At 57.2% G+C, this 22,507-nt stretch carries 21 protein-coding genes; 15 read left to right on the plus strand and 6 right to left on the minus strand.

Features of this window, described 5'->3' with window-relative positions:
* Nucleotides 1–245: 245 nt before the first annotated feature.
* The 4 genes from ATY77_RS03180 to ATY77_RS03190 are packed head-to-tail and all read right to left on the minus strand — an operon-like array spanning nt 246 to nt 3,560.
* Nucleotides 246–1,151, minus strand: coding sequence for a DMT family transporter (locus ATY77_RS03180; protein WP_141103900.1), 906 nt, complete (start codon nt 1,149–1,151; stop codon nt 246–248).
* Nucleotides 1,133–1,882: an aldo/keto reductase gene (locus ATY77_RS03185; RefSeq protein WP_088686036.1), complete on the minus strand. Its 750-nt coding sequence runs from the start codon at nt 1,880–1,882 to the stop codon at nt 1,133–1,135. Before ATY77_RS03185 ends, ATY77_RS03180 begins: the two co-directional genes overlap by 19 nt.
* Nucleotides 1,843–2,502, minus strand: a complete 660-nt coding sequence (locus ATY77_RS32340) for a hypothetical protein (RefSeq protein WP_141103901.1) — start codon at nt 2,500–2,502, stop codon at nt 1,843–1,845. The genes ATY77_RS03185 and ATY77_RS32340 overlap by 40 nt, the downstream gene beginning before the upstream one ends.
* Before the next feature lie 2 nt (nt 2,503–2,504).
* Nucleotides 2,505–3,560, minus strand: coding sequence for an FAD-dependent oxidoreductase (locus ATY77_RS03190; protein ID WP_245314275.1), 1,056 nt, complete (start codon nt 3,558–3,560; stop codon nt 2,505–2,507).
* Nucleotides 3,561–4,507: 947 nt separating this feature from the next.
* Between ATY77_RS03190 and ATY77_RS03205 the strand changes: the two genes are divergently transcribed.
* The 4 genes from ATY77_RS03205 to ATY77_RS03220 all read left to right on the plus strand — a co-directional run bounded on the left by ATY77_RS03205 (nt 4,508) and on the right by ATY77_RS03220 (nt 7,486).
* Nucleotides 4,508–5,140: a DUF433 domain-containing protein gene (locus tag ATY77_RS03205; protein ID WP_088686040.1), complete on the plus strand. Its 633-nt coding sequence runs from the start codon at nt 4,508–4,510 to the stop codon at nt 5,138–5,140.
* On the plus strand, nt 5,137–5,532 hold the full coding sequence (locus ATY77_RS03210) for a DUF5615 family PIN-like protein (protein ID WP_088686041.1): 396 nt from the start codon (nt 5,137–5,139) through the stop codon (nt 5,530–5,532). The genes ATY77_RS03205 and ATY77_RS03210 overlap by 4 nt, the downstream gene beginning before the upstream one ends.
* A gap of 644 nt (nt 5,533–6,176) precedes the next feature.
* Nucleotides 6,177–6,917, plus strand: coding sequence for a hypothetical protein (locus ATY77_RS03215; RefSeq protein ID WP_088686042.1), 741 nt, complete (start codon nt 6,177–6,179; stop codon nt 6,915–6,917).
* Nucleotides 6,918–6,952: 35 nt separating this feature from the next.
* Nucleotides 6,953–7,486: a papain-like cysteine protease family protein gene (locus ATY77_RS03220; protein WP_141103902.1), complete on the plus strand. Its 534-nt coding sequence runs from the start codon at nt 6,953–6,955 to the stop codon at nt 7,484–7,486.
* A gap of 417 nt (nt 7,487–7,903) precedes the next feature.
* Here ATY77_RS03220 and ATY77_RS03225 read toward each other — a convergent pair whose 3' ends face one another.
* On the minus strand, nt 7,904–9,676 hold the full coding sequence (locus ATY77_RS03225) for an adenylate/guanylate cyclase domain-containing protein (RefSeq protein WP_088686044.1): 1,773 nt from the start codon (nt 9,674–9,676) through the stop codon (nt 7,904–7,906).
* A 212-nt stretch (nt 9,677–9,888) separates the two neighbouring features.
* The gene (locus ATY77_RS03230; RefSeq protein ID WP_088686045.1) at nt 9,889–10,356 is read right to left on the minus strand and encodes an Lrp/AsnC family transcriptional regulator; all 468 of its coding nucleotides are present in this window, start codon (nt 10,354–10,356) and stop codon (nt 9,889–9,891) included.
* A 121-nt stretch (nt 10,357–10,477) separates the two neighbouring features.
* Between ATY77_RS03230 and ATY77_RS03235 the strand changes: the two genes are divergently transcribed.
* The 11 genes from ATY77_RS03235 to ehuA all read left to right on the plus strand — a co-directional run bounded on the left by ATY77_RS03235 (nt 10,478) and on the right by ehuA (nt 22,403).
* Nucleotides 10,478–11,956, plus strand: a complete 1,479-nt coding sequence (locus tag ATY77_RS03235; RefSeq protein WP_088686046.1) for an NAD-dependent succinate-semialdehyde dehydrogenase — start codon at nt 10,478–10,480, stop codon at nt 11,954–11,956.
* A gap of 13 nt (nt 11,957–11,969) precedes the next feature.
* A complete protein-coding gene (locus ATY77_RS03240; protein WP_088686251.1) occupies nt 11,970–13,373 on the plus strand; it encodes an aspartate aminotransferase family protein in 1,404 nt (467 codons plus the stop codon).
* A gap of 177 nt (nt 13,374–13,550) precedes the next feature.
* Nucleotides 13,551–14,999, plus strand: a complete 1,449-nt coding sequence (locus ATY77_RS03245; RefSeq protein ID WP_088686047.1) for a PLP-dependent aminotransferase family protein — start codon at nt 13,551–13,553, stop codon at nt 14,997–14,999.
* A 64-nt stretch (nt 15,000–15,063) separates the two neighbouring features.
* Nucleotides 15,064–16,077 (plus strand): hydroxyectoine utilization dehydratase EutB, encoded by a 1,014-nt coding sequence (gene eutB, locus ATY77_RS03250; RefSeq protein ID WP_190237569.1) that lies wholly within the window; start codon nt 15,064–15,066, stop codon nt 16,075–16,077.
* Nucleotides 16,074–17,087 carry an ectoine utilization protein EutC gene (gene eutC, locus ATY77_RS03255; protein ID WP_088686048.1) on the plus strand — a complete coding sequence of 338 codons (1,014 nt, stop codon included), beginning with the start codon at nt 16,074–16,076 and terminating at the stop codon, nt 17,085–17,087. Before eutB ends, eutC begins: the two co-directional genes overlap by 4 nt.
* Nucleotides 17,084–18,262, plus strand: coding sequence for an ectoine hydrolase DoeA (doeA, locus tag ATY77_RS03260; RefSeq protein WP_088686049.1), 1,179 nt, complete (start codon nt 17,084–17,086; stop codon nt 18,260–18,262). The genes eutC and doeA overlap by 4 nt, the downstream gene beginning before the upstream one ends.
* Nucleotides 18,263–18,266: 4 nt before the next feature.
* A complete protein-coding gene (gene doeB, locus ATY77_RS03265; protein WP_088686050.1) occupies nt 18,267–19,280 on the plus strand; it encodes a N(2)-acetyl-L-2,4-diaminobutanoate deacetylase DoeB in 1,014 nt (337 codons plus the stop codon).
* 60 nt (nt 19,281–19,340) lie between these two features.
* The gene (gene ehuB, locus ATY77_RS03270; RefSeq protein WP_088686051.1) at nt 19,341–20,192 is read left to right on the plus strand and encodes an ectoine/hydroxyectoine ABC transporter substrate-binding protein EhuB; all 852 of its coding nucleotides are present in this window, start codon (nt 19,341–19,343) and stop codon (nt 20,190–20,192) included.
* A 60-nt stretch (nt 20,193–20,252) separates the two neighbouring features.
* Nucleotides 20,253–20,918, plus strand: a complete 666-nt coding sequence (gene ehuC, locus ATY77_RS03275; RefSeq protein ID WP_088686052.1) for an ectoine/hydroxyectoine ABC transporter permease subunit EhuC — start codon at nt 20,253–20,255, stop codon at nt 20,916–20,918.
* 10 nt (nt 20,919–20,928) lie between these two features.
* Nucleotides 20,929–21,618, plus strand: coding sequence for an ectoine/hydroxyectoine ABC transporter permease subunit EhuD (gene ehuD, locus ATY77_RS03280; RefSeq protein WP_088686053.1), 690 nt, complete (start codon nt 20,929–20,931; stop codon nt 21,616–21,618).
* Nucleotides 21,615–22,403 (plus strand): ectoine/hydroxyectoine ABC transporter ATP-binding protein EhuA, encoded by a 789-nt coding sequence (gene ehuA / locus ATY77_RS03285; protein WP_088686054.1) that lies wholly within the window; start codon nt 21,615–21,617, stop codon nt 22,401–22,403. Before ehuD ends, ehuA begins: the two co-directional genes overlap by 4 nt.
* The last annotated feature ends 104 nt before the right edge of the window (nt 22,404–22,507 follow it).

A 22,507-nucleotide genomic window follows, 5' to 3' on the forward strand; every position in this document is an offset into this window, starting at 1 on the left:
TGAAATTTACACTCCCTAAAGTCGAAAATATTTACAAATGCAAGTAGCTGTTTGAGGAGGTCGACAAAATTCTCTACCATCGCGCGGCGCGGGAGGTGTAGAGCAAGCAGTTCCTTTTTTAATGGAGTTGAGGGAGGAAAACTCTTTCGAGCGCTATCCTTCGTCTTCTACGGCCAGGGCGGTTAGCTAAGGAAAGGTTGAAGGTTGACCTTTTCAGGTCAATGCTAGTGATGCTGACATCAGGCTCATCGATCCAGTATCAGAGCCGCAGTTGAGGCGACAATTAGTAGGATGATTGCACCTTTTGGAAGAACATTCTTCTCCCCAATAAGAAGAACCGAAAGGAGAAAGCCCACTACCAAGCTTGTACGTCGGAATATTGACAGATACGTCACATTCGCAACCGGATCGGCGATTGCAAAAAAGTAAATTAGCTCAGCCCCTACCCATGAAAGCCCAACGAGCGGAACATAGACCGACCACCGCAAAGGCATGAAACCGCCCCGCTTCCAGGACATTACGACAAAGAACAACATCGCAAGTGCACAACGATGGATCGCAGAATAAGCCTGGATGCTGTAGATTGGCAGCCCGAGATTCTGAACGATGAACTTGTCGTAAACCGTGGTCATAGCGGAGAGTACCGTTGCGGCAAGCATCATGAGGACCGGCCAGCTACGCAGTATGCGGATGCCCTCCTTTTTTCCGATCTGCGACAAGGCGTAATAAGCCAGAATTGACAACAGAACAGCCGAGAGCTGGAGAGCGGACAAATATTCCCCAAAGATAAGAGCACCGCCAACCAGAGTCCATAATGGTCCAGACGCTCGTACAGCTCCAGAAAATGACATTGGGAGCTCTCTAACGGAATAATAGGCAAAGACCCAAGACAAGGTCATCGCCAGTCCCTTTATTAAAATCAGTATTTGCTGGTGCACGTTCGTTTGAGACAAATCCACATGGAATCCGAAAGCATCGGAAACCGGCAGGAACGCGGGTATCCACGCGAATGCGCCAAAGAGGGAGGACCAGAACACGATAGGGATCACGCCGTTACCGTCCATCGCTTTCTTCGTCCAAAAGTCATAAAGACCGAGCAATGCGCCAGCTGATAAACCAAAAACCATCCACATCAGGAAATCGCGCTCCAAAAAGCTTCAATATTTGCTTGCAAATGAGAGGAGGAAGAAGTGCCCGTTAAAATGACGCCTTCAAATTTCATTTCCAGAATAAACCGAAACAACTTCTCACCTTTATCTGCATCATTCTGGACGAGAGCCCCCATGGCGAAGGGGCGGTTGACAATAGCCTTCATGCGATATCCGGCCAGCATCCTAAATACCGGCTGCAGCGACTGATTTTCGAAATTAAACGGAAACTGAAGATATTCGTATCGACCGGACTTGCACGCAATAACGGCAGTTTCGAAGTCGCTAACAGACGCACCGAATTTCTTCGCCCCCATCGATTCAGCGCGATCAAATGCCCGGAAAACGTCAGGCGAGGTAACATTGGATGCATTCGCCTTATGGAGTTGCAGCACATCGATCTTGCCAAGCAACTCCAGGCTCCTATCCAGACTTTTTGCCAACGCGTCGAAGGAATGATCGGGCCGCGCAACCCCATCTCTTGCATCCCAATTCTCGCCCATTTTCGTTGCAACGGTGACCTGGTTCCGTGGCAGGAGCGATCTGGACAAAGCCAAACCCAAAATCGCTTCACTTCTTGCATAGGCGGGGGCCGTATCAAAAAAACGGACTCCCTTCGAATAGGCTGTGTCAATGAGCAAGAGCGCTGCTTCCTCGTCCGGAGGTAACACCCTATTCACACCCCATTGCCGACCTATCGACAATAGGCCCAACCCCAATTCAACTGCGCACATCTTATTTGCCCTTGGGGTGGAAAAAGGATTGGGGCTTTGTATCGTCCTGAGAAAATACGCCGTTTCCAAGAACGACTTGGCCGGTCGGAACGATGAGATTGCGGGCGACGCCTGAACCTTTCAGCACCCCCCCCCCGAAGATCCGGGTCGGATTCCTTGTGTGACTGGCCGGCCTCGAGATGGCAGCTATCGACGGTGATCGCTCCGAGGATTTGACTTCCTGTTCCTAAGGTCGCCTCCCCAAAAACAGATGCGCCGCTGAGGTAACGACCATGGTCGCCGATGACGATCCGGGCACCTAGCCTATTTGTCTTTGCCGTAAATCCACCTTCGCCAAACTGGTTGGACGAGCCGATGGAAATTGGGCCAGATACGGCCTCGACCAGAGAGTTGCTGTAGAATGTATTGTTGTCGCCGATCAGGAGTTCGCCCAGTTCTCTGCACAATAAAGAAACGCAGGGAAAGATGATATTGTCTCTGCCGATTTTGACGTCTGCAGCAATCAACACCGAAAATGGATCGAAGATTATATTCCCTCGCTCGGTGAGCTTCCCAGTGTCTGCGATAGTCATCAGACCGCGCGAACGACGCGTGTCATCGATAAATGAGGGGAATGCCATATCTATGCAACCTCTCTGATGGCAGTCGAATCTTGAAGAGGGAATTGATCACAGGGCCGGAGTGCAATTTCCGGATTATCGAGCTGTTCGTGAATGTAAGAGGTCAAAACATCGGTGAGATACGGAGCTTCCGTCATCTTGCCGGGCAATACCAACACATGTCCTGGAATCGGCTCATTTATGGCAATGTTCAGCGAACGTGCGCTCATAAGATCGGTAACATAGTCAACCTTCACACACGCGACGTTGATCGACTGACGATCATCCCAGGACGGGAATATTCGGCGGATGCCTCGGCGCAAATTTTCGGCACGATCGGGAATGACATCATATGACGGTTCGTTGCAAAGCAGCGCATCCTCGTTGAAACCAACAATACTCACATCGCCGTGATGCATCATGGCTGCTTCATGAGGGTCGAGAAAGAAAACGCCGGCCTGCGCCAGACGCTTGGTCACAACCAGATGGCTTTTCCAATAGCGAATGGGCAGATTGAGCCCATGATGTTTTTGGAAGAGGTCTTTCGCACCTATTCCAGATGAGTAAACGATTTTGCGCGCGGAGAATGTCCGCCTGTCACCGCTGCTGTCTCGAACAATCAGACTCCGACCGTCAATTTTTTCGATTTCAGATCCCAAATAGAAATCGCATCCCGCTTTTTGAGCAAGAGCGAAAAGTTTACGATACAGGATTCGCGTGTTGAGACTGACGTCCCCCACCTGAAAAATTCCTGAAACTTTCCTAAACGAGGCGTCCGGAATGATCTTCTCGGCTTCTGCACGCGACACCGGCCGGTAACGAACATTAGCCTCGTCCCATCGCGAGATCACCTCCGAAAGGTTATCCCTGTCCCTGATAAGGGCCAGAGGCAGCACGTCGGGATCTTCGACAGCCTCGGGTGCGAAACGCCGCAATTGTTTGTGTCCGTAGATACATCTGCGGGCAACCTGAATGGCTGCATTGCGATCCCGGATGGAAGACGCGTGATAAGTACCCCGATGTAGCCAGGCCTTCATTTTTAGTTGAGGGACCAGATGCGAGGGTTGTCTGCTTTTCAATTAGAGCAATCCGCAGGCCCAAATCGCTCAACTTCTGCGCGGCCATCAAGCCAGTAATCCCACCTCCCACGAGTAGGATGTCGTAGTTCAATTCCATTCTTTCATTCCCGATTGCAACCAAATATGACATTTTTGTTACGCCGTATTAATCCGCGCGCACGCAAGTGTTGAGTTCAGAAAATAGTTCTAGTACAGCTAGTTATCCGCGCTGCCGCCAACAGTTCCTGGTCATCATATTTTTCGACAGATTAGAAGCAGTTCATATGCTTAAATAAATTCCAAGTAAGTTATGAAACCAAGAAAACTGGGTTTAAGATTTCGCGTCGTCTAGCTAGCACAATTACAAACGGTGGCGTTGCGTAAAAATACGCAGCGCTTGAAAGAACTTTCAGCCGGAGTCCGTGAAACTTTTCTCTAAGTTGCGGCGTCGGGATAGACAAAGGTGGGAACTACAGGAGCTCGGCATTGCTCCCCAGGTCACCGACTAGTTTCGAAGCGCGCTTCAGGCAATGAACAGAGCAGCACATGGATTTGACGTGGTAGCGTCCAAGGCAAATGAGATCGCAACTGCCTTTCTTGCTGAGCTCAGAAACGATCCGCAACGGACGATTGCCATGATGTTCAAGCTGAAGCTTTCGAACTTGGACGCAAAGTTTTCTGTGAAAGCTATATGAGATGCGTTCGCCCTGATGGGACCAGAACCGATTGCTCTGCCATCGCAGCAATCAGCGAGCGCAATCTTGAGAGATTTCCAGCTCTTGATCTTCGACGAACCGAAGTGAAGAGCCGGCACGAGCAAGTCCCTCGCCTGGGCGGGGGCGATGTTTTCGCGTGACTGAACGGCCGCTGCAAAGGTGCCCACCAATAAGCAGAAGCGAGATCGAAAAGCTCGGCCGGTGTTTACGGGGGACGCCACCTGCATTATATTCTCCATAAGGAGAATGATTATGGCCAACACATCACACGCCTATACGCCCGCCGAGGCGGCGGCTGTCAGCGAGATCGCTGTGAAGTCAGTGCACAATGCGATCGACAAGCGCATCATCGAGACTCATCTCGTTGGTAGCAGGGGTCGAGCACTCACCGATGAGGATCTGCTTCGGTTGAAGCTCTGGTACGGCGTCGGATCGATCTTGTCTGCCGAGCGCCGCAAGCGCTTATTCGACACGATCGACCAGAACCCCGATGCCGAAACCGTGAGAGCAGACGACTATCTCATTATCGACGTCGCTCGCGCACGGGAGCAACTGGCCGCGCGGGCCGAGGCGCTTCGAGAAGCCGAACGACTGATCGAAAGTGTGAAGGGTGTCGCGGGCGGCGAGCCGGTGTTCAAGCGAACCCGTGTTCCCGTGCGAGTAATTGCCGCGATGAAGAGCCAAGGCGCAAGTACAGCGGAAATCGTCGAGGGTTATCCGTCGCTCACCGAGCGCATGGTGGAACTTGCCGAGATCTGGGTTGCGGCCCATCCCGCCAGAGGACGTCCGCGGAAGCTTTCGGAGCAGGGCCTGAAGGTGAAATCCGTGAAGCACCTGAGCCTTCGGAACGAGAATCTCTCCAAACCCTCTGGCTCGACCTCGTGAAGTTTCTTATCGATGAATGCCTTCACACGTCTCTCGTGGCCGTGGCTCAAGCGCACGGCCACGATTGCTTCCATGTGAACTGGCTCGGACTGAGCGGCGAAACCGACTGGGATCTGATGCCTCGGATCATCGAGGAGGATTTTACGTTCGTAACGAACAATGCCCGCGACTTCCGGAAGCTGTACGCGAAAGAGGAATTGCATGCGGGTCTGGTGATCATTGTCCCGCAGGTGCTTCCCGCACAGCAACGAGAATTGTTTGCCCTCATATTGCAGGATCTGGCAGGAGACCAGGATATGGTCAATGAAGTCATTGAAGTGACCCTCGATGGCGAGGATGCGGTTCTCACGCGATATTCGCTTCCGGAGACTAGTCGCGTTCCTGTAACATAGCGGTCTTCAGACCTTATCCTCGACAATGTGCTCCGCTGGCGGGTTTCCGCTCAAGTCGATGAAGAGACGAGAAGAAAATCGCATAGGAAGACCCGACAATTAAGCCGTCGTTCGCTCCCCGACATCCTTAATGAATTCTCGGCTGGTCATCCTAACATTCCGATGCCATGACCTGCTTCAACCGCCCTGATTGGATCGGCGCTGATTGTTCTCGCCGTGCCAGAACCGTTAACCCCGATATTTCAGCGTCAGTTTCGTAAGAAGAACTCATGCAACTGTCCGTCACTCATTGGATCCACCCTTGCCGATCCAGGATCACATGGATGCAGCGATAGCCGAAGCGGCGGCGCTCCGGCGCCTCATGGCTTCCCTTTGTGCAGAGGAACGCTGAAGCGCTTGCCAGTTCGCGTCCACCATAGTTGAGCGGACGGAAAGGCAACCACCGAGCTGAAACGGACGCAAAGCTCCGGATGGCCTCTGCATCCCGAGGTGCCCGGCCTGGCGTCGGAATTGTGCCAATCTGCCACAAGGCTCAAACCCAGGCATAAACTTATTAATTGTAAGAAAAAAATTCCGTGCCTTACGGTTGCGGTTTTTGCTACAAGTGGCTCGAAAAGATTTGGCACCTTTAACAGGAGAGAAACATGGCCGTGTTTCGCACCCTTATTTCTGAGTTCGACGGATCGAGTGAACTGGCTCAAGCGGAGCGAGAAGCGCTTGAAACACTCGAAGCGTTGGGCGAAACCAAACGCGAACTGTTTACGAAGCAAATTAATCTCCTGATATTAGATGCTGGGCACGGCACGAACAAGACGGTGCCAATATCGAAGGTCCTTCGCACCGACGGAATGTCCAGAGCGTTCAGTTCGCACAATATGAAAGACATACCGGAAGTGATCAAAACAGCGGTCGGCGGCTTCATAGAAGGCGGTACCAACAATATTATTGATGGTGTGTTTTCGCTACTCTCAAAGGCTCTTGAGGTATTCCTGGGTTCGACTGAGGGACAGTCCATGACCACAAGCAAATATTTCGTCTACGCCACGGATTTTGCGATCTATCGCGTCGACCTCATGGCTTGGTCGAGATCGGTGACGGCGGCTTCGTTGAAGACGAAGATCGAGCAGGCAACGGCCTTTTCCTATGTGCTGTCGAACGTTGACGTGGCAAAGATCTCCTGGTCGGATTTCGTTGGAATTTTCGCACTTCAGCTGAACGAAATCTCGACCTTGACGAAGGAAGAACGCGACGAGGCAAGGCAGCGCATGAAGGAAACATGGGACTTCTTGACGGGTGGAGCGGCTTCTGCGGCCACTCTCGAGGATCTGGTGACGCGAGCGCAGATAGAAGCTGAATATAGGCTCCCATTGATCAGCTACAACTAACCGCGCTGCTTCCGACGGTTAAAAAGGAGCCACCCATGCCGACAGTCACAAGACCTCCAGCCCTGGTCGCTCAGGAGACACCCTCTTGGTGCTTCGCTGCCGCGGAGGGCATGGTGAGGAACTACCGTCGTCTCACTGCGATGTCGCAGTATGACATTGCGAGGAGGATTACCTGGTCGCTAGCAGAACTCGATCCTGCGGTTCAAGAGCGATGGGAGCTGGCCGAGGCGCTGGACGCCTCTGCGGGCCAGCACGAAGACGGGGGAGCGAATCTGCGAAGCCAGATTGTGCAGTTGGTGCGTACGCAATGGAACGCGTTCGATAACAGCGCTACCGGCGGCCGGTTCGTACAAAGTCTCACCGCTAACCTGGTCCAGACCGAGATAGATAATGATCGAATTTTCGTAGTTGGCACAGCGATCCATTATTATGTCGTGTACGGGTACTCGGATGATGGCAAGGTCCTGGAGGTGCGCGACCCTTGGCCAGCAGGGCAAGGAGGGCTGCGAACGCAGATCACCTTGGAAGAATTGCTGATGCTCCCGGCGCATGTCGCGATTTTTTTCTAGTGACCGATACACTGGCGTTTTTGCAATTATCGCCTGCATCATCCTGTTCACCGTCTCGTAGCCCATGCCCTTGTGATGAGCTTCTATTCGCTCGCGACAGCCTACACACCAGTGGAAGATCGCGGTCGCCGTCGCCATCGGCAACCGCGGCCGATGGACATTCTCAGGCGATCTCACCCAGGCCATATCTGCCGCCTCGACATTGGCAGTTTGGGGCGGCGGTGGTTCTCATCTAGGGCGGATTGCGGGATGGAATTGGATCGCGCCGGGACTGCCGCTACCGGTGACCGAATGGAAGCCTATTCGTTTTTCGGCGATATATTTCGTCGTCGCTTGATTGCTTACACGGGCCTCGGCGCGCACGGCAGCCACTGGGCAATTGGCCGCAACAGTTTCAAGATCGAATATATTCACCCGTCATTGTACGACCCCCGCATTGCGCAGCCCCTCCAAGACGAGCTCGAAAGCGCCGGGGTCCTTGAAGGGCAAGACTTTGCGACGATATTCCAATGAATAATCGGGATTGACGCGCAGCACCTCTTGCCACATCGCGCGAGCCTCTTCGACACGGCTGAGGTGTCCGTAACAGGCGGCCAGAAGCGCGCGCGATACATCGGTGACAGGGTTGCGGCTCACACGCTGCAGCAACAGCTCGATGGCCTCTTCGTACCTTCGCAGTTGAAACAAGGCCAAGGCCTGAAAGTGGAGAACGACATCCGGAAAGTACGGATTTAAGACCCTCGCCCGATCGAAATAGGCGAGTGCCTCCTCAGATCTACCTGAATAGATGAGTGCCTCACCGAGGCTGACCTGCCCTTCGGCAAAATTCGGATTGAGGACTATCGCACGCTCGACCTCGCTGATGGCTCGATCGTGCTGTCGCGAGTAAAGCTTGACCACACTCAGTGCCCAGTGCGCCACGGGATCGCTATCATCCCGCGCTACCGCCAGCGTCGCAGCCTCTTCGGCTTGCTCGATAGAGCGTTGCGGCGACTCGCTCCACCGGTTCAGGTAGTCGAGCCCGTGGGTAAGGGCGAGGAAGGCGTGCGCTGAGGCGAAGTTCGGGTCCAGGTCGACGGCACGTTGCAAGAGGTCGCGGGCATCGCTGTTCGTTTGTCTGGTCAGCCGGTGCCACAGCTCCCTGCCACGCAAGAAGCAGTCATAGGCCTCGGGGTGCCGGGTCTGCCCCGGCGCCAGTCTTTGCCGATCGCCCTCGGTCAGATTGAGCGCCAGCGCCTCGACGATCTGCTGCGTGACATCGTCCTGAACCGCGAATATGTCGGTGAGCTCGCGATCGAACCGCTCCGCCCATAGATGCCCGCCGGTGGTCGCGTCGATGAGCTGCGCCGTGACGCGTACCCTGTTGCCCGATTTGCGTACGCTGCCCTCAAGCACGTGGCGCACGCCAAGCTTCGTGCCCACTTCCTGCACATGGACATTCTTGCCCTTGAAAGTAAAAGACGAATTACGAGCGATGACGAAGAGCTGGGACAACTTCGATAGCGCCGTGATGATGTCTTCCGAGATGCCGTCGGCGAAGTAGTCCTGTTCGGCGTCACCGCTCATGTTGGCGAAGGGCAGAACGGCGATCGAGAGCTCCGGAGACGCGGCCGTCGCCGGTCGGCTCGCCGCGGTTTCCGAGGTCGCGGCTGCCTTGGTTCCGGCGCTGCCGACTTGCACGGAATAGACCCGGATCGGCTCGGCGATGTTCTTGAGTTGCGTGTTGCCGAGATCGCAGACCGAGAGGTCGAGCCTCGCCTTGACCTGGCGATAGGCATCCTCGGACAGGCAGATCGCGCCGGCCGCGGCGACCCCCTCCAACCGCGAGGCGATGTTGACGCCGTCGCCCATCAGATCGCCGTCGCTTTCCTCGACAACGTCGCCCAAATGGATACCGATCCGGAACTCGATGCGACGGTCCTGCGGCACGCCGTCATTGCGCTCCACCATACCGTTCTGCACCTCGATGGCGCAACGCACGGCGTCCACCACGCTGCGGAACTCGACCAGCGCACCATCGCCGGTCCGCTTCACCACCCGGCCGTGGTGCACGGCGATCGTCGGATCGATGAGATCGCTGCGCAGTGCCCGCAATCTCGCCAGAATGCGGTCCTCGTCGGCGCCGGCAAGTCGGCTGTACCCAACCACGTCCGCGGCCAGGATTGCAGCCAGCTTTCGGGTCTCGCTCATGGCGCCGTCTCCTCACTTCCACGATAGCAGGGAGGCAGAAGGCAAGAAAGAACTTTGAGCCGCTGCTCAGAGCGATCTTAGGTGAGATCGAGCTGGCCATGGCTCATGTGGACGCTGCCAAGCGTGTCACGTCGAAAACTCAACGGCTCAGAAGGATGAGGTTACTGGATCGAATACTTCTTGTCGCAGGCAATCCTGTGGGCCGACTGCGATCAATCCTCTATGGGGAAAGCGAAGCCGGCTTTCACCCGATCCATCACCACCATGGTCTTGAAACCCTTAATATCGTGATTCTCATAGAAGAACCGGCGCGTGAACGCTTCGTAGTCTTCCATATTCTTCGCCGTGATCACCAGGATGAAGTCGGCATCGCCCGTCACGTAATAGCCGATCATCACTTCCTTGGTGGTGCGGATTGCCGCTTTGAATCGATCGACAATGTCTGCCCGTTCGCGCTCAAGGGAGACAAGAACGATCATGGTAATCCCACGCCCGGCCGCCTTGGGTGAGACGATGGACACGTCTGCCTCGATCACTTTTTCCTCTCGCAGGCGTTTCAGCCGTCGCTGACAGGCAGTTGGCGAAAGATTGACGATCTGCGCCAGCTCTTCGGAGGTCAGACGATTGTTCTTCTGGACGGCGTCAAGCAACGCCCGATCCGCTCTATCGAGAATGGTCATGCGGAAATCCTGCGTTCGATATCCAAATTAAGCCCATTTCCTGCTCGGGCGGCCAAATCAATGCAGTCAATCGATCATGGCGCGCGGTTAGTCTTCCTGTAAACCCCATCTGGAGTTCCGCATGAAAGGTATCGCCAGCGCTGCGCTGAAAACGCTGCAACGACCCGATTTGATCGAAGGCCGTGCATTTCTCGATGGAAAATGGGCTCAGCGTGGAGAAACGCTGAGCGTTGTCGATCCGGCAACTGGCGAGCACCTTGTCGATGTCGCAGCCTGTTCACTCGACGATGCCGATGCCGCGGTTGACGCCGCGAGAAATGCCTTTCTCAAGTGGCGTGACAGGCTCCCAGTTGAACGTGGCCAGATCCTGCGTGCATGGGGCAAACTGATGCGCGACAACGCGCAGGATCTCTCTGTCATCATGACCGCTGAACAGGGAAAACCACTCGCTGAATCCCTTGGCGAGATTTCCTATGCCGCGAACTTCCTCGACTGGTTCGCCGCCGAAGGCGAGCGTGCCTATGGCGAAACAATGCCAAGCCACCTGCCGGGCAGCCGCCTTTCGATACAGATGCAGCCGCTTGGCGTGACGGTTGCGATCACGCCGTGGAACTTTCCCTCTGCAATGATTACCCGCAAGGCGGGCGCTGCGCTCGCAGCCGGCTGCACGATGATCGTCAAGCCGGCGCCGGAAACGCCTTTATCGGCGCTTGCTCTGGCAAAGCTTGCTGAGGAGGCCGGGATGCCTGCCGGCGTCTTCCAGGTTCTGACGGGAGAAGCCGCGCCGCTCGCGCGCCGTCTGCTCGAACACACGGACGTGCGGGCCTTTTCTTTCACTGGCTCCACGGAAGTCGGGCGCATCCTGCTGACGCAATCGGCGGCGACCATCAAGAAGGCCTCCCTGGAACTTGGCGGCCACGCACCCTTCATCCTGTTCGACGACGCCGAGCTGTCCAAGGCTGTAAAGGGCTGTGTCGGCGCAAAATTCGCCACATCGGGGCAGGATTGCCTGGCTGCCAACAGGATCTACGTCCAGCGCGGGCACTATGATCGGTTCGTCGATGCCTTTGCCAAAGCGACCATGGATCTTCGCGTCGGTCATGGCCTTGAACCCGGCACTGATATCGGACCGATGACCCGTCCTTCGGTTGCCGAAAAATGCCGCCAGCAGATTGCACAGGCCCTCTCCGCCGGTGCACGTCTCGTCTGCGGCGGACAGGACAGTCCGCTCGGCGGCAACTTCGTCATACCGACGGTCCTTGCCGATGTCACCGACGACATGCTGATTGCCCGTGAAGAGACCTTCGGTCCGGTCGCTGCAATACTGCCCTTCGATGATGAACAGGAAGTGCTCGCGCGTGCCAACGCCACCGAAATGGGGCTGGCAGCCTACGTCTACACCAACGATCTTGGTCGCGCGATGCGTCTCACCGACCGGCTCGAATACGGCATGATCGCCGTCAACACACCGAAGTTCACCGGCGCCCCGATACCATTCGGCGGCTGGAAACAATCCGGCCTCGGTCGCGAAGGGTCGCGCCACGGCCTCCTGGAATATCTCGAAGCAAAATATGTCTGCTTCGGCAACCTCGCTGCATGAAAGGATCCGCGCCATGACCGTCAATCCCAATCAGATCGCCGAGATGGACCGTAATTCCGTCCTGCATCCTTTCACGCAGCTCAAGGATTTCGCCAATGGCAAGATGGGCGATCCGACGATCGTCGAAACGGGCAAGGGCATCCGCATTCAGGATGCGCTCGGCAAGCAGCTGATCGACGGTTTCGCCGGTCTCTACTGCGTCAATATCGGCTATGGCCGCACCGAGGTCGCCGAGGCCATTTCGCGCCAAGCCTATCGCCTCGCCTACTACCATACCTATGCCGCCCACACGACGGACGAGCTCGCGATCCTTTCCGATCGGCTGGTGAAAATGGCACCCGGCAAGATGAGCAAGATCTTCTACGGCATGTCAGGCTCCGACGCCAACGAAACGCAAGCCAAACTCGTCTGGTATTACAGCAACCTGCGTGGCAAGCCGAACAAGAAGAAGATCATCTCCCGCGAACGCGGCTATCATGGTTGCAGCGTCGTCTCCGGTTCCATGACCGGCATGAGCTTCTACCATGACCACATGGACCTGCCGCGTGCGGGCATTATCCACACGGGCGCACCGCATTTCTATTGGGGCGCGGAAGCCGGTGAAACGGAACGTGAATTTTCCAAACGCCGTGCTGACGAACTCGAAGCGCTGATCGTGCATGAGGATCCCGACACGATCGGCGCCTTCATCGCCGAACCGGTGCTCGGCACCGGCGGCATCACGCCGCCGCCACAAGGCTATTGGAAGGAAGTACAGAAGATCCTGAAGAAATACGACATCCTGCTCATCGCCGACGAAGTCATTACTGGTTTCGGACGCACCGGCTCGATGTTCGGATCACAACATTACGGCATCGAACCCGACCTGATCACCGTCGCCAAGGGGCTGACCTCGGCCTATTTTCCGCTGTCGGGCGCAATCGTTAGCGAAAAGGTCTATAAGGTGATGGAAGAAGGGGCTGATCGCGTCGGCTCTTTCTCGCATGGCTACACCTATTCCGGCCACCCGATCGGCGCCGCAGCAGCGAACGCCGTTCTCGACATCGTCGAGAAGGAGGATCTGCCGGGGAATGCCCGAACGGTCGGCAGCTATTTCCAGGAGCAGCTGAAGGCCACGTTCGCTCAGCTCCCGATCGTTGGTGAAGTGCGAGGCGTCGGCCTGATGGGCGCAATCGAATTTGTGGCCGATCGCGAAAAGAAGACGCGCTTCGCGCCCGGCATGACTGTCGGCGCACGAATCTCGAAGGCCGCGCGCAGCCGCGGACTGATTGCCCGCGCCATGCCGCATGGCGATATCTTGGGTTTTGCCCCGCCGCTCGTCACGACCAAGGAAGAAATCGACGAAATTGTCGCCATTGCTGAATCCGCCGTCCGCTCCGTCATGGACGAGTTGATCAAGGCTGGCGAGAAGATCTGATGCAGGCATGGCCGGCGGGGCGAGAAAATCTTGCCCGCCGCTCCCGATTTGCGAGCAAAGTCGAAATGATCGGGATTATTTCGGGAGCAATCACGACTCTAATTGCATAGAGCTTCATCTTTTCAGACGAAGCGTGCATAATGTCATGAAATGATCGTCCTTAAACGAGACAATTTCATGCGACGTCAAGCCAATCCGCTGAACACTTTTCCGACAACGGCGATGAAGCCGGTGGTATGGCGACCAAGCCTCGCCAAACAAAAAGGCGAGACGAAGCATGCGGCGCTCACCGAGCGCATTATCGCCGATATCGATTCCGGTGTGCTCAAGCCGATGGATCGAATGCCGACGCATCGCGATCTGGCGCGTGAACTCGGCCTTTCCGTCCAGACCGTCAGCCTTTCCTACAAGGAGGCTGAGCGGCTCGGCTACCTGAGCGGTGAGATCGGTCGTGGCACTTTCGTGAAGACACGGGTAACGGACCGGGCCGGGCGCATGATGCTTGATCATAGTGCCAACGAGGTGCTCGACCTTTCCATTATCCGCGGCGTCTATCTTGATGCGCATGAGACCGCATCACGCGAGATCCTTCGCGAGCTCGCCGACGGCGACAATGCAAGTTTCATGCGTCCGTGCCGCCCAATCGCAGGCCTCGATCGCCATAGAGACACCGCGCGCGTCTGGTTGCGGACACTCGGGGTCACTTCCGGGGTGGAGCGTATCCTCGTCACCAATGGTGCCGCTCATGCCATTTTTCTTGCTCTAAGCTGTATTGTCCGCTCCGGCGATGTGGTCTTGTGCGAAAACCTCACCGATCACGGCATTATCGGGCTTTCCAACATCCTTGGCTTTAGTTTGAAGGGCTTGCCGACGGACAATGAGGGCATCGTACCCGATGCGCTGGAAGCCGCCTGTGCGGCAGGCGGCGTTCGTGCGCTGGTGCTTATCCCGACGCTCAACAATCCGACCGGTCATGTCACGGGCGCAGCCCGCAGGACCGAGATAGCCGCGATTGCGGCGCGGTATAGTGTTTTCGTCATCGAAGATGAGGTCTATCGCCCATTGATCGAGGAAAACCTGCCCTCGATCACTGAGATGCTGCCCGACCTCGGCTTCTTCGTCACGAGCTTCACCAAGGCGGTGCTGACCGGGTTGCGCGTTGGCTATCTCGTTGTTCCACCCGCCTATTCCATTCGCGCTGCCTCGATCCTGCGTGTGTCGAGCTGGAGCGGCACCTATCTGACCGGCGAAATCGCCACCCGCTGGGTCGAGAACGGTACAGCACAGAAGTTGGTCGAAATCCAACGCGACGAAGCAAGAGCGCGCCAAGCCATCGCCGGTGAAATCCTGGGGTACCATATCGCCTCCAGCCATCCGCTCTCGCTCTGCGCCTGGCTCAAGGTCCCGCCGCACTGGTCCGAGGAAGGTCTGATCCGTTCGCTCACCAGCCAGAAAGTCGCCGTCACGCCGTCCGAACCCTTCATCGCCGGTCCGGGTCATGGCGGTGGCATTCGTGTCTGTTTGGGTGGACGCATGAACCATGCAAGCCTGGCCAAGGCAATGACGATCGTCCGGCAGGCCTTCGAGCAATTGCCGCCGGTCTATGACATCGGCGCTATCGGATAGATCTGACCTAAATCATTGAATCATTACAATATAATAATTGACATGATTTTACTTCGCTCTCAACATGACAATCATGAAGAGCGAAATCCTGTCCAGATCGACCGAAGAAAAGATGCCGCCAGTCGCGTTGGCCGATATCGAGCGGGCTGCCGCTCGCATCGGCGGCCGAGTGACACGCACGCCGCTCGTTTATTCCAGCGCTCTTTCTGAACGCGCCAGTCGGCCTGTCCATCTCAAGCTCGAGACCCGCCAGCCCATCGGCGCCTTCAAGCTGCGCGGCGCGATGAACGCTATCCTCGCGCTGGATGATATGACGCGCAAGCGTGGTCTCGTCACTGCCTCGACAGGCAATCACGGTCGCGCGGTGGCTTATGCCGCACGCGAACTCGGCGTTCCCGCCACCATCTGCATGTCATCGCTCGTGCCCGCCAACAAGGTCGAAGCGATCCGCGCGCTCGGCGCCGAAATCCGCATCGTCGGCAGATCGCAGGACGACGCGCAAGCGGAAGTCGAACGCCTGAGCCATAGCCTTACGCCGATTCCGCCTTTCGACGATGCGAACGTTGTTGCCGGTCAAGGCACGATCGGCCTCGAAATTGTGGAGGACCTGCCCGACCTCTCGACAGTGCTCGTGCCCCTTTCCGGCGGTGGCCTGGCTGGCGGCATTGCCGTTGCCGTCAAAGCCTTGAAGCCTGAGGTCCGCGTCATCGGAATTTCGATGGAGCGTGGGGCGGCCATGCATGCGGCGATTGCCGCCGGCAAGCCAGTCGCGGTCCGCGAGGAGAAAACGCTGGCGGACTCACTGGGTGGCGGCATCGGTCTTTCAAACCATGTGACCTTTACGCTCTGCCGCTATCTCCTCGACGACATCGTCCTTCTCTCCGAAGATCAGATTGCTGAAGGCATCCGCCATGCCGCACAGGAGGAGCACATAACGGCCGAGGGTGCCGGTGCGGTCGGCATTGCCGCTATCCTCGCTGGCAAAGTCGAACTTTCCGGCTCCACCGCCGTCATCATCTCAGGCGGCAACATTGACCCGATCCTGCACCAGAGAATCGTCGCGGAGGCTGCCATATGAGCCGTATCCGTATTCTGATGGAAAGAGACCTTCGCGCTATCGTCAAGCTCGACGTCTCTGCTGTCGACTGTGTCGAGCAAGCCTTTGCTGCGCTCGCGACCAAAGCCGTTGCCATGCCGCCGATCCTGCGCCTCGACATTCCGGAATTTCGTGGCGAGGTGGACGTCAAGACGGCCTACGTGCCAGGCTTCGATGGGTTTGCCATCAAGGTCAGCCCCGGTTTTTTCGACAATCCCAAGATCGGTCTGCCAAGCCTCAACGGGCTGATGATCCTGCTGAGCGCGAAGACCGGGTTGGTTGAAGCCCTCCTTCTCGACAACGGCTATCTCACGGATGTGCGCACGGCAGCGGCCGGCGCGGTCGCCGCACGCCATCTGTCACGCAAAGACGCCAGCGTCGCCACGATCTTTGGAGCAGGCATGCAGGCGCGGCTGCAGCTCGAGGCTCTCCTGCTCGTGCGGCCGATCAAATCGGCCCGGATCTGGGCGCGTGACCCCGCAAAGGCCAAGACGCTTGCTTCAGACTTCACTCGCGACCACGCAATCGAGGTCGCCGCCATCGCCGATCCGCGTGAAGCGATCCACGGCGCGGATCTCGTCGTAACGACGACGCCGGCAGAAAAGCTGATCCTGATGGCCGAATGGCTCGAACCCGGTCAGCATCTGACCGCGATGGGGTCGGATGCGGAGCACAAGAATGAGATCGATCCGGCCGTCTTTGATCGCGCTATCTACGTTGCAGACCGTCTTTCGCAGACCCGCATTCTCGGCGAGCTGCATCATGCCATCAAGGCCGGCGCAGTGACGCCGGACCAGCAGTTTGCCGAACTCGGAGCCATCATCGCCGGCACGGCAATTGGCCGATCGAGCGCAGACGACATAACCTTCGCCGACCTCACAGGGGCCGGCGTGCAGGACACCGCCATCGCCAATCTGGCACTTGCCCGCGCAAGAGACGCAGGAAGCGGCCAGACGATCGAAAACGACATCAAAATGGGAGATGCAGCGTGAGCGTGACGCTGAACTTTACGCGCGAGGAATATGCCGCGCGCCTTTCCAAAACCCGTCATGCGATGGAAAAGGCGGGGATCGATCTCCTGATCGTCACCGATCCGTCCAACATTCACTGGCTCACCGGCTATGATGGCTGGTCCTTCTATGTGCATCAATGCGTTCTGGTGCCGCCGAGCGGCGAGCCGATCTGGTACGGTCGCAAGCAGGATGCCAATGGCGCGAAACGCACCGCCTATTTGAACGATGACAATATCATCGGCTACCCCGATCACTACGTCCAGTCGACCGAGCGTCACCCGATGGATCTCCTGGCGCAGATCATCAATGAGCGCAAATGGTCGAGCCTCACCGTCGGCGTCGAGATGGACAATTATTATTTCTCGGCAGCCGCCTTCGCGTCTCTGCAAAAGCATCTGCCCAATGCCTGCTTCAAGGATGCGGCAGGCCTCGTCAACTGGCAGCGCGCGGTCAAGAGCACGACGGAACTCGACTACATGCGCAGGGCAGGCAAGATCGTCGAACTGATGCACAAGCGCATTGTCGACATCGTCGAGCCCGGCATGCGCAAATGCGATCTCGTCGCAGAAATTTACGATGCCGGCATCCGCGGCACCTCGGAATTCGGCGGCGATTATCCCGCAATCGTGCCACTGCTGCCGTCGGGCGCAGACGCTTCCGCGCCGCACCTGACCTGGGATGACAAGCCGATGCGTTTGGGCGAAGGAACGTTCTTCGAGATCGCCGGCGCCTACAAGCGCTATCACTGCCCGCTGTCGCGCACCGTATTTCTCGGCAAACCGACTCAGGCCTTTCTCGATGCGGAAAAGGCGACACTCGAGGGCATGGAAGCGGGCCTTGCCGCTGCAATGCCGGGCAATAGCTGCGAGGACATTGCCAACGCCTTCTTCGCCGTGCTGAAGAAATACGGGATCATCAAAGACAACCGTACCGGCTATCCGATCGGTCTTTCCTATCCGCCGGATTGGGGTGAGCGTACGATGAGCCTGCGTCCAGGCGACCGCACCGAACTGAAGCCTGGCATGACCTTCCATTTCATGACGGGTCTCTGGCTCGAGGACATGGGGCTCGAAATCACCGAAAGCATCGCGATCACCGAAACAGGCGTGGAATGCCTGTCGAACGTGCCGCGCCAACTATTCGTGAAGGGTTGATGCCATGTTGACCGGCGCGCCCCGCCCTTCGCCGATCACCTCCTCCGTCGATTTCGATGCGAAGGGCGTTCAGCACGGGCATCTGCGACTACCCTATAGCCGTAATGATAGCGCTTGGGGTTCCGTGATGATTCCGATCTGTATCATCGCCAATGGCGAAGGCCCAACCGCTCTTTTGACCGGCGCCAACCATGGCGACGAGTATGAAGGTCCGGCGGCTCTCTTCGAACTGGCACAGACGCTGGATCCGTCGAAGGTAAGCGGGCGCATCATTATTGTCCCGGCGCTCAACTACCCGGCCTTTCGAGCAGGCACGCGCACCTCTCCGATCGACCTCGGAAACTTGAACCGCAGCTTTCCAGGTCGCCCGGATGGTTCGGTGACGGAAAAGATCGCGGATTACGTCACCCGCCATCTGATACCGCTCGCCGACATCGTCCTCGACTTCCATTCGGGCGGCAAGACGCTCGATTTTCTGCCCTATGCCGCAGCACACGAATTGCCTGACAAGGATCAGGAGGCACGCTGCTTTGATGCCGTTGCGGCTTTTGCTGCGCCCTACTCGATGAGGATGTTGGAGATCGATGCGGTTGGCATGCTGGATACGACGGTCGAGGAGATGGGCAAGGTCTTCGTCACCACTGAACTCGGCGGCGCCGGCACAGCCACCGCAAAGTCGGTCGAGATCGCGCGAAAGGGCAGCCTCAACCTCCTGCGTCACACCGGAATCCTGAAGGGCGCGCCGGACGCTAGGCCGACCCGCTGGCTGGATATGCCATCGAGCGATTGCTTCGCCTTTGCTGAGGACGATGGGCTTATCGCCTTTGCCCTTGATCTGGGCGAGCCGGTCAAAAGGAACGAAATCGTCGCGCGCGTGTATCCCGTCGGCAAGACCGGTGTTGCGCCAATCGAATACCGCGCCGCCATGGATGGCGTGCTTGCGGCCCGCCACGTGCCCGGCCTGATCAAGGCCGGCGACTGCCTTTCCGTCATCGCAACGATCACGGAGAAAACCTGACCAGACGAACGCCGTGAGATCCGAAAACGGACCACATAAATTAACCAGAGGAGAATTCGAATGCGCATCTCAAAAACCATCTGCCTGTCCGCACTTGCGCTCGGCATCGGCGTCACGTCGGCGAGCGCACTGACCGTCGAAGAAGCCAAGAAGCAAGGATTTATCCGGGCCGCGACGGCCAACGAGGTACCCTATTCCTATATGCAGCCGGACGGCACCTCTGCCGGTATCGGTCCCGATGTTGCCAATGCCGTCCTGAAATCCATGGGCATCGAGGAAATCAACTGGACGGTGACGCCCTTCGGCACGCTCATTCCAGGTCTCAAGGCGCGTCGCTTTGACTTTGCTGCTGCGGAGCAGAACATTTCCCCCGAGCGTTGCAAGCAGGTCGCCTTTACCGAACCCAACTCGTCCTACGGTGAAGGCCTTCTGGTCAAGAAGGGCAATCCGAAGGGTCTGACAACCTATGCCGACATCGCCAAAGACCCGTCGTTGAAAGTCGCGGTGGTTTCGGGTGCAAACAATGTCGACTTCCTGCGTGCAGTCGGCGTCAAGGACGACCAGATCGTCTTTATTCCGGCGAATGCCGATGCGATCCCGACCGTACAGAGCCGTGTCGATGCCTATGCGGCCACCGAGCTGACGGTCTCCGCGCTCGCCAAGGATCAGGCCAATGTCGAGCAGGTCGCGCCGTTCAAGGATCCGATCGTCAAGGACGCACCGGTCCGCAACTATGGCGGCTTTGCCTTCCGTCCGGAAGACAAGGAATTGCGCGACGCGTTTAACACCGCGCTCGTCGCGTTCCGAAAGACGGACGACTACAAGAAGATCCTCATGAAGTATGGTCTATCCGAACAGAGCATCGCGGCGGCGGCTAAGAAGAACGTCACCGATCTCTGCGCCGGGAAGTAACGAAAAGGGCGCCCGGTCCCGAACTGGGCGCCACCTGCTTTCATTCGGAGAGATTGCCAGATGAGCTGGACAGCCTATCTGCCAATGCTTTGGCAAGGCGCTATCGTGACGATGACGATCACTCTGGCAGCGATCGTCTGCGGCGCGGTGCTCGCCTTCGTCTTCGGCATCCTGCGCGTCGAGGGAGGACCGATTCTGTCGGCCGTCGCGCTGTGTTATACGGAAGTGTTTCGCGGGACTTCGCTGTTCGTTCAGCTGTTCTGGTTCTATTACGCGCTGCCGCTGGTCGGCCTAAGTTTCGATCCGATCACCACCGGCATCCTGGTATTGGCCGCTCATGTCGGCGGCTATGGCGCCGAAATCGTCCGCGGAGCCCTCCTGTCGGTCTCCGCGCAGCAGCTGGAAGCTGCCCGCGCATTGAACTTCAACCGTGTCCAGACCCTCTTTCGCATTTCGCTGCCACAGGCGGTCGTCGAGATGATGCCGGCCTTCGGCAACCTCACTATCGAAACGCTGAAGCTGTCCTCGCTGGTGTCGTTGATCTCGATTGCCGATCTTACCTTCGCAGCCCAATCCATCCGCAACATCACGTTGGATAGCGCGAGCATCTATTCGGTCACGCTCGTGTGCTACTTCGCCATGTCGCTTGTCCTGATGGCAGCCGTTCGCGTGATCGAGCACTTCGTACGACGCGGCGATGTCTTCCCCCGCGGCGGCCATTCATGAGGACAGTTCGATGTATGGTTACGAATGGGACACGACAACCTGGGTCACTTACACGACGTCGATCTTGCCGATCATCCTGATAGGTTTGACGGTCACGTTGAAGGCGGCAGCTGCTGGCTTTGGGATTGCGCTGGTGCTTGGCCTGGTATTCGCTCTGTTGCGCCGCAGCCGCGTCATGGCGATTTCCTGGACAACCGCCTTCGTCGTCGAGTTCCTGCGCGATACGCCACTTCTAGTCCAACTGTTCTTCCTCTATTACGTGCTGCCAGATTTCGGGGTCGTGTTCCCCGCCTTTTTCACCGGGGCACTGGCCCTCGGTCTTCAATATGCAGCTTATACGTCTGAGGTCTATCGCGGTGGCATCGAAGCTATTCATCGCGGCCAATGGGAAGCAGCAACGGCGCTAAATCTGACCCGTACGCAAACCTATCGCGACGTGATCATCCCCCAGGCCATCCCTCGCATTGTACCGGCGATGGGGAATTACCTCGTGGCCATGATCAAGGAAACGCCTGTGCTGTCTGTGGTCACCGTTCTGGAGATGATGGCGCTCGCCAACATGATCGGCGAACGCACGTTCGAATATCTCGTGCCGCTGACGCTTGTCGGCCTGATTTTCCTTCTGCTGACCCTGATCTGCTCGGCGGGCCTCCACCGCTTGCAAAAAGCTCTTCCAAAGGCAGGAATACCCTTGCGATGACCAATGACAACGACCAGCCCATCATCGAGTTTTCCGATGTCACCAAGCGCTTCGGCATTCTGACAGTGCTTGATAACTTCAATTTCAGCGTTGCGAAGGGTGAGAAGGTCACGCTCATTGGGCCATCCGGTTCCGGCAAATCAACCGTTCTGCGCATTCTCATGACACTCGAACCGTTTCAGGAAGGCAAGCTGACGCTTGCTGGAACGTCGTACCACGAGCCGGGTGGCAAAGGTCCTTTTCAGGCTTCGGAGAGGCATTTGCGCCAGATCCGCAATCACGTCGGCATGGTCTTCCAGAGTTTCAATCTCTTTCCTCACATGACGGTTCTCCGCAACGTTGTCGAAGCGCCGGTGCGGGTACTGGGAATGGCGCGGCCGGAAGCGGAAGCACGTGCTGTTGATCTGCTGCAAATGGTGGGGCTGGCGGACAAGAAGGACCACTATCCGGTACAACTTTCCGGCGGACAGCAGCAACGTGTGGCGATTGCCCGGGCGCTTGCAATGCGCCCACGTGTTCTACTGTTCGATGAACCAACGTCAGCGCTCGATCCGCAACTGGTGGGCGAGGTGCTCTCCGTTATCCGCACATTGGCGCATGAACATGATTTGACCATGCTACTCGTCACTCACGAGATGCGCTTCGCTCGAGAAGTGTCAGATCGCGTTTGTTTTTTCGATAAGGGTCGCATCTGCGAACAGGGTGCGCCAGAAGACATATTCGGTTCGCCGCAAGCGCAGAGGACGCGCGTATTTCTGTCATCGGTACTTGATCAGAGAATCTAGCGGCCGGAAATGTAGGCGGAAGCCAAACCAGGCCGACGACCCGGTCACCTTGAACCTATTCGAACCCTCGGCCATCAACTTACATAACGGCACTCACTTACGAG

The organism is Rhizobium sp. R634 (assembly GCF_002211305.1).
GTDB lineage: Bacteria > Pseudomonadota > Alphaproteobacteria > Rhizobiales > Rhizobiaceae > Rhizobium.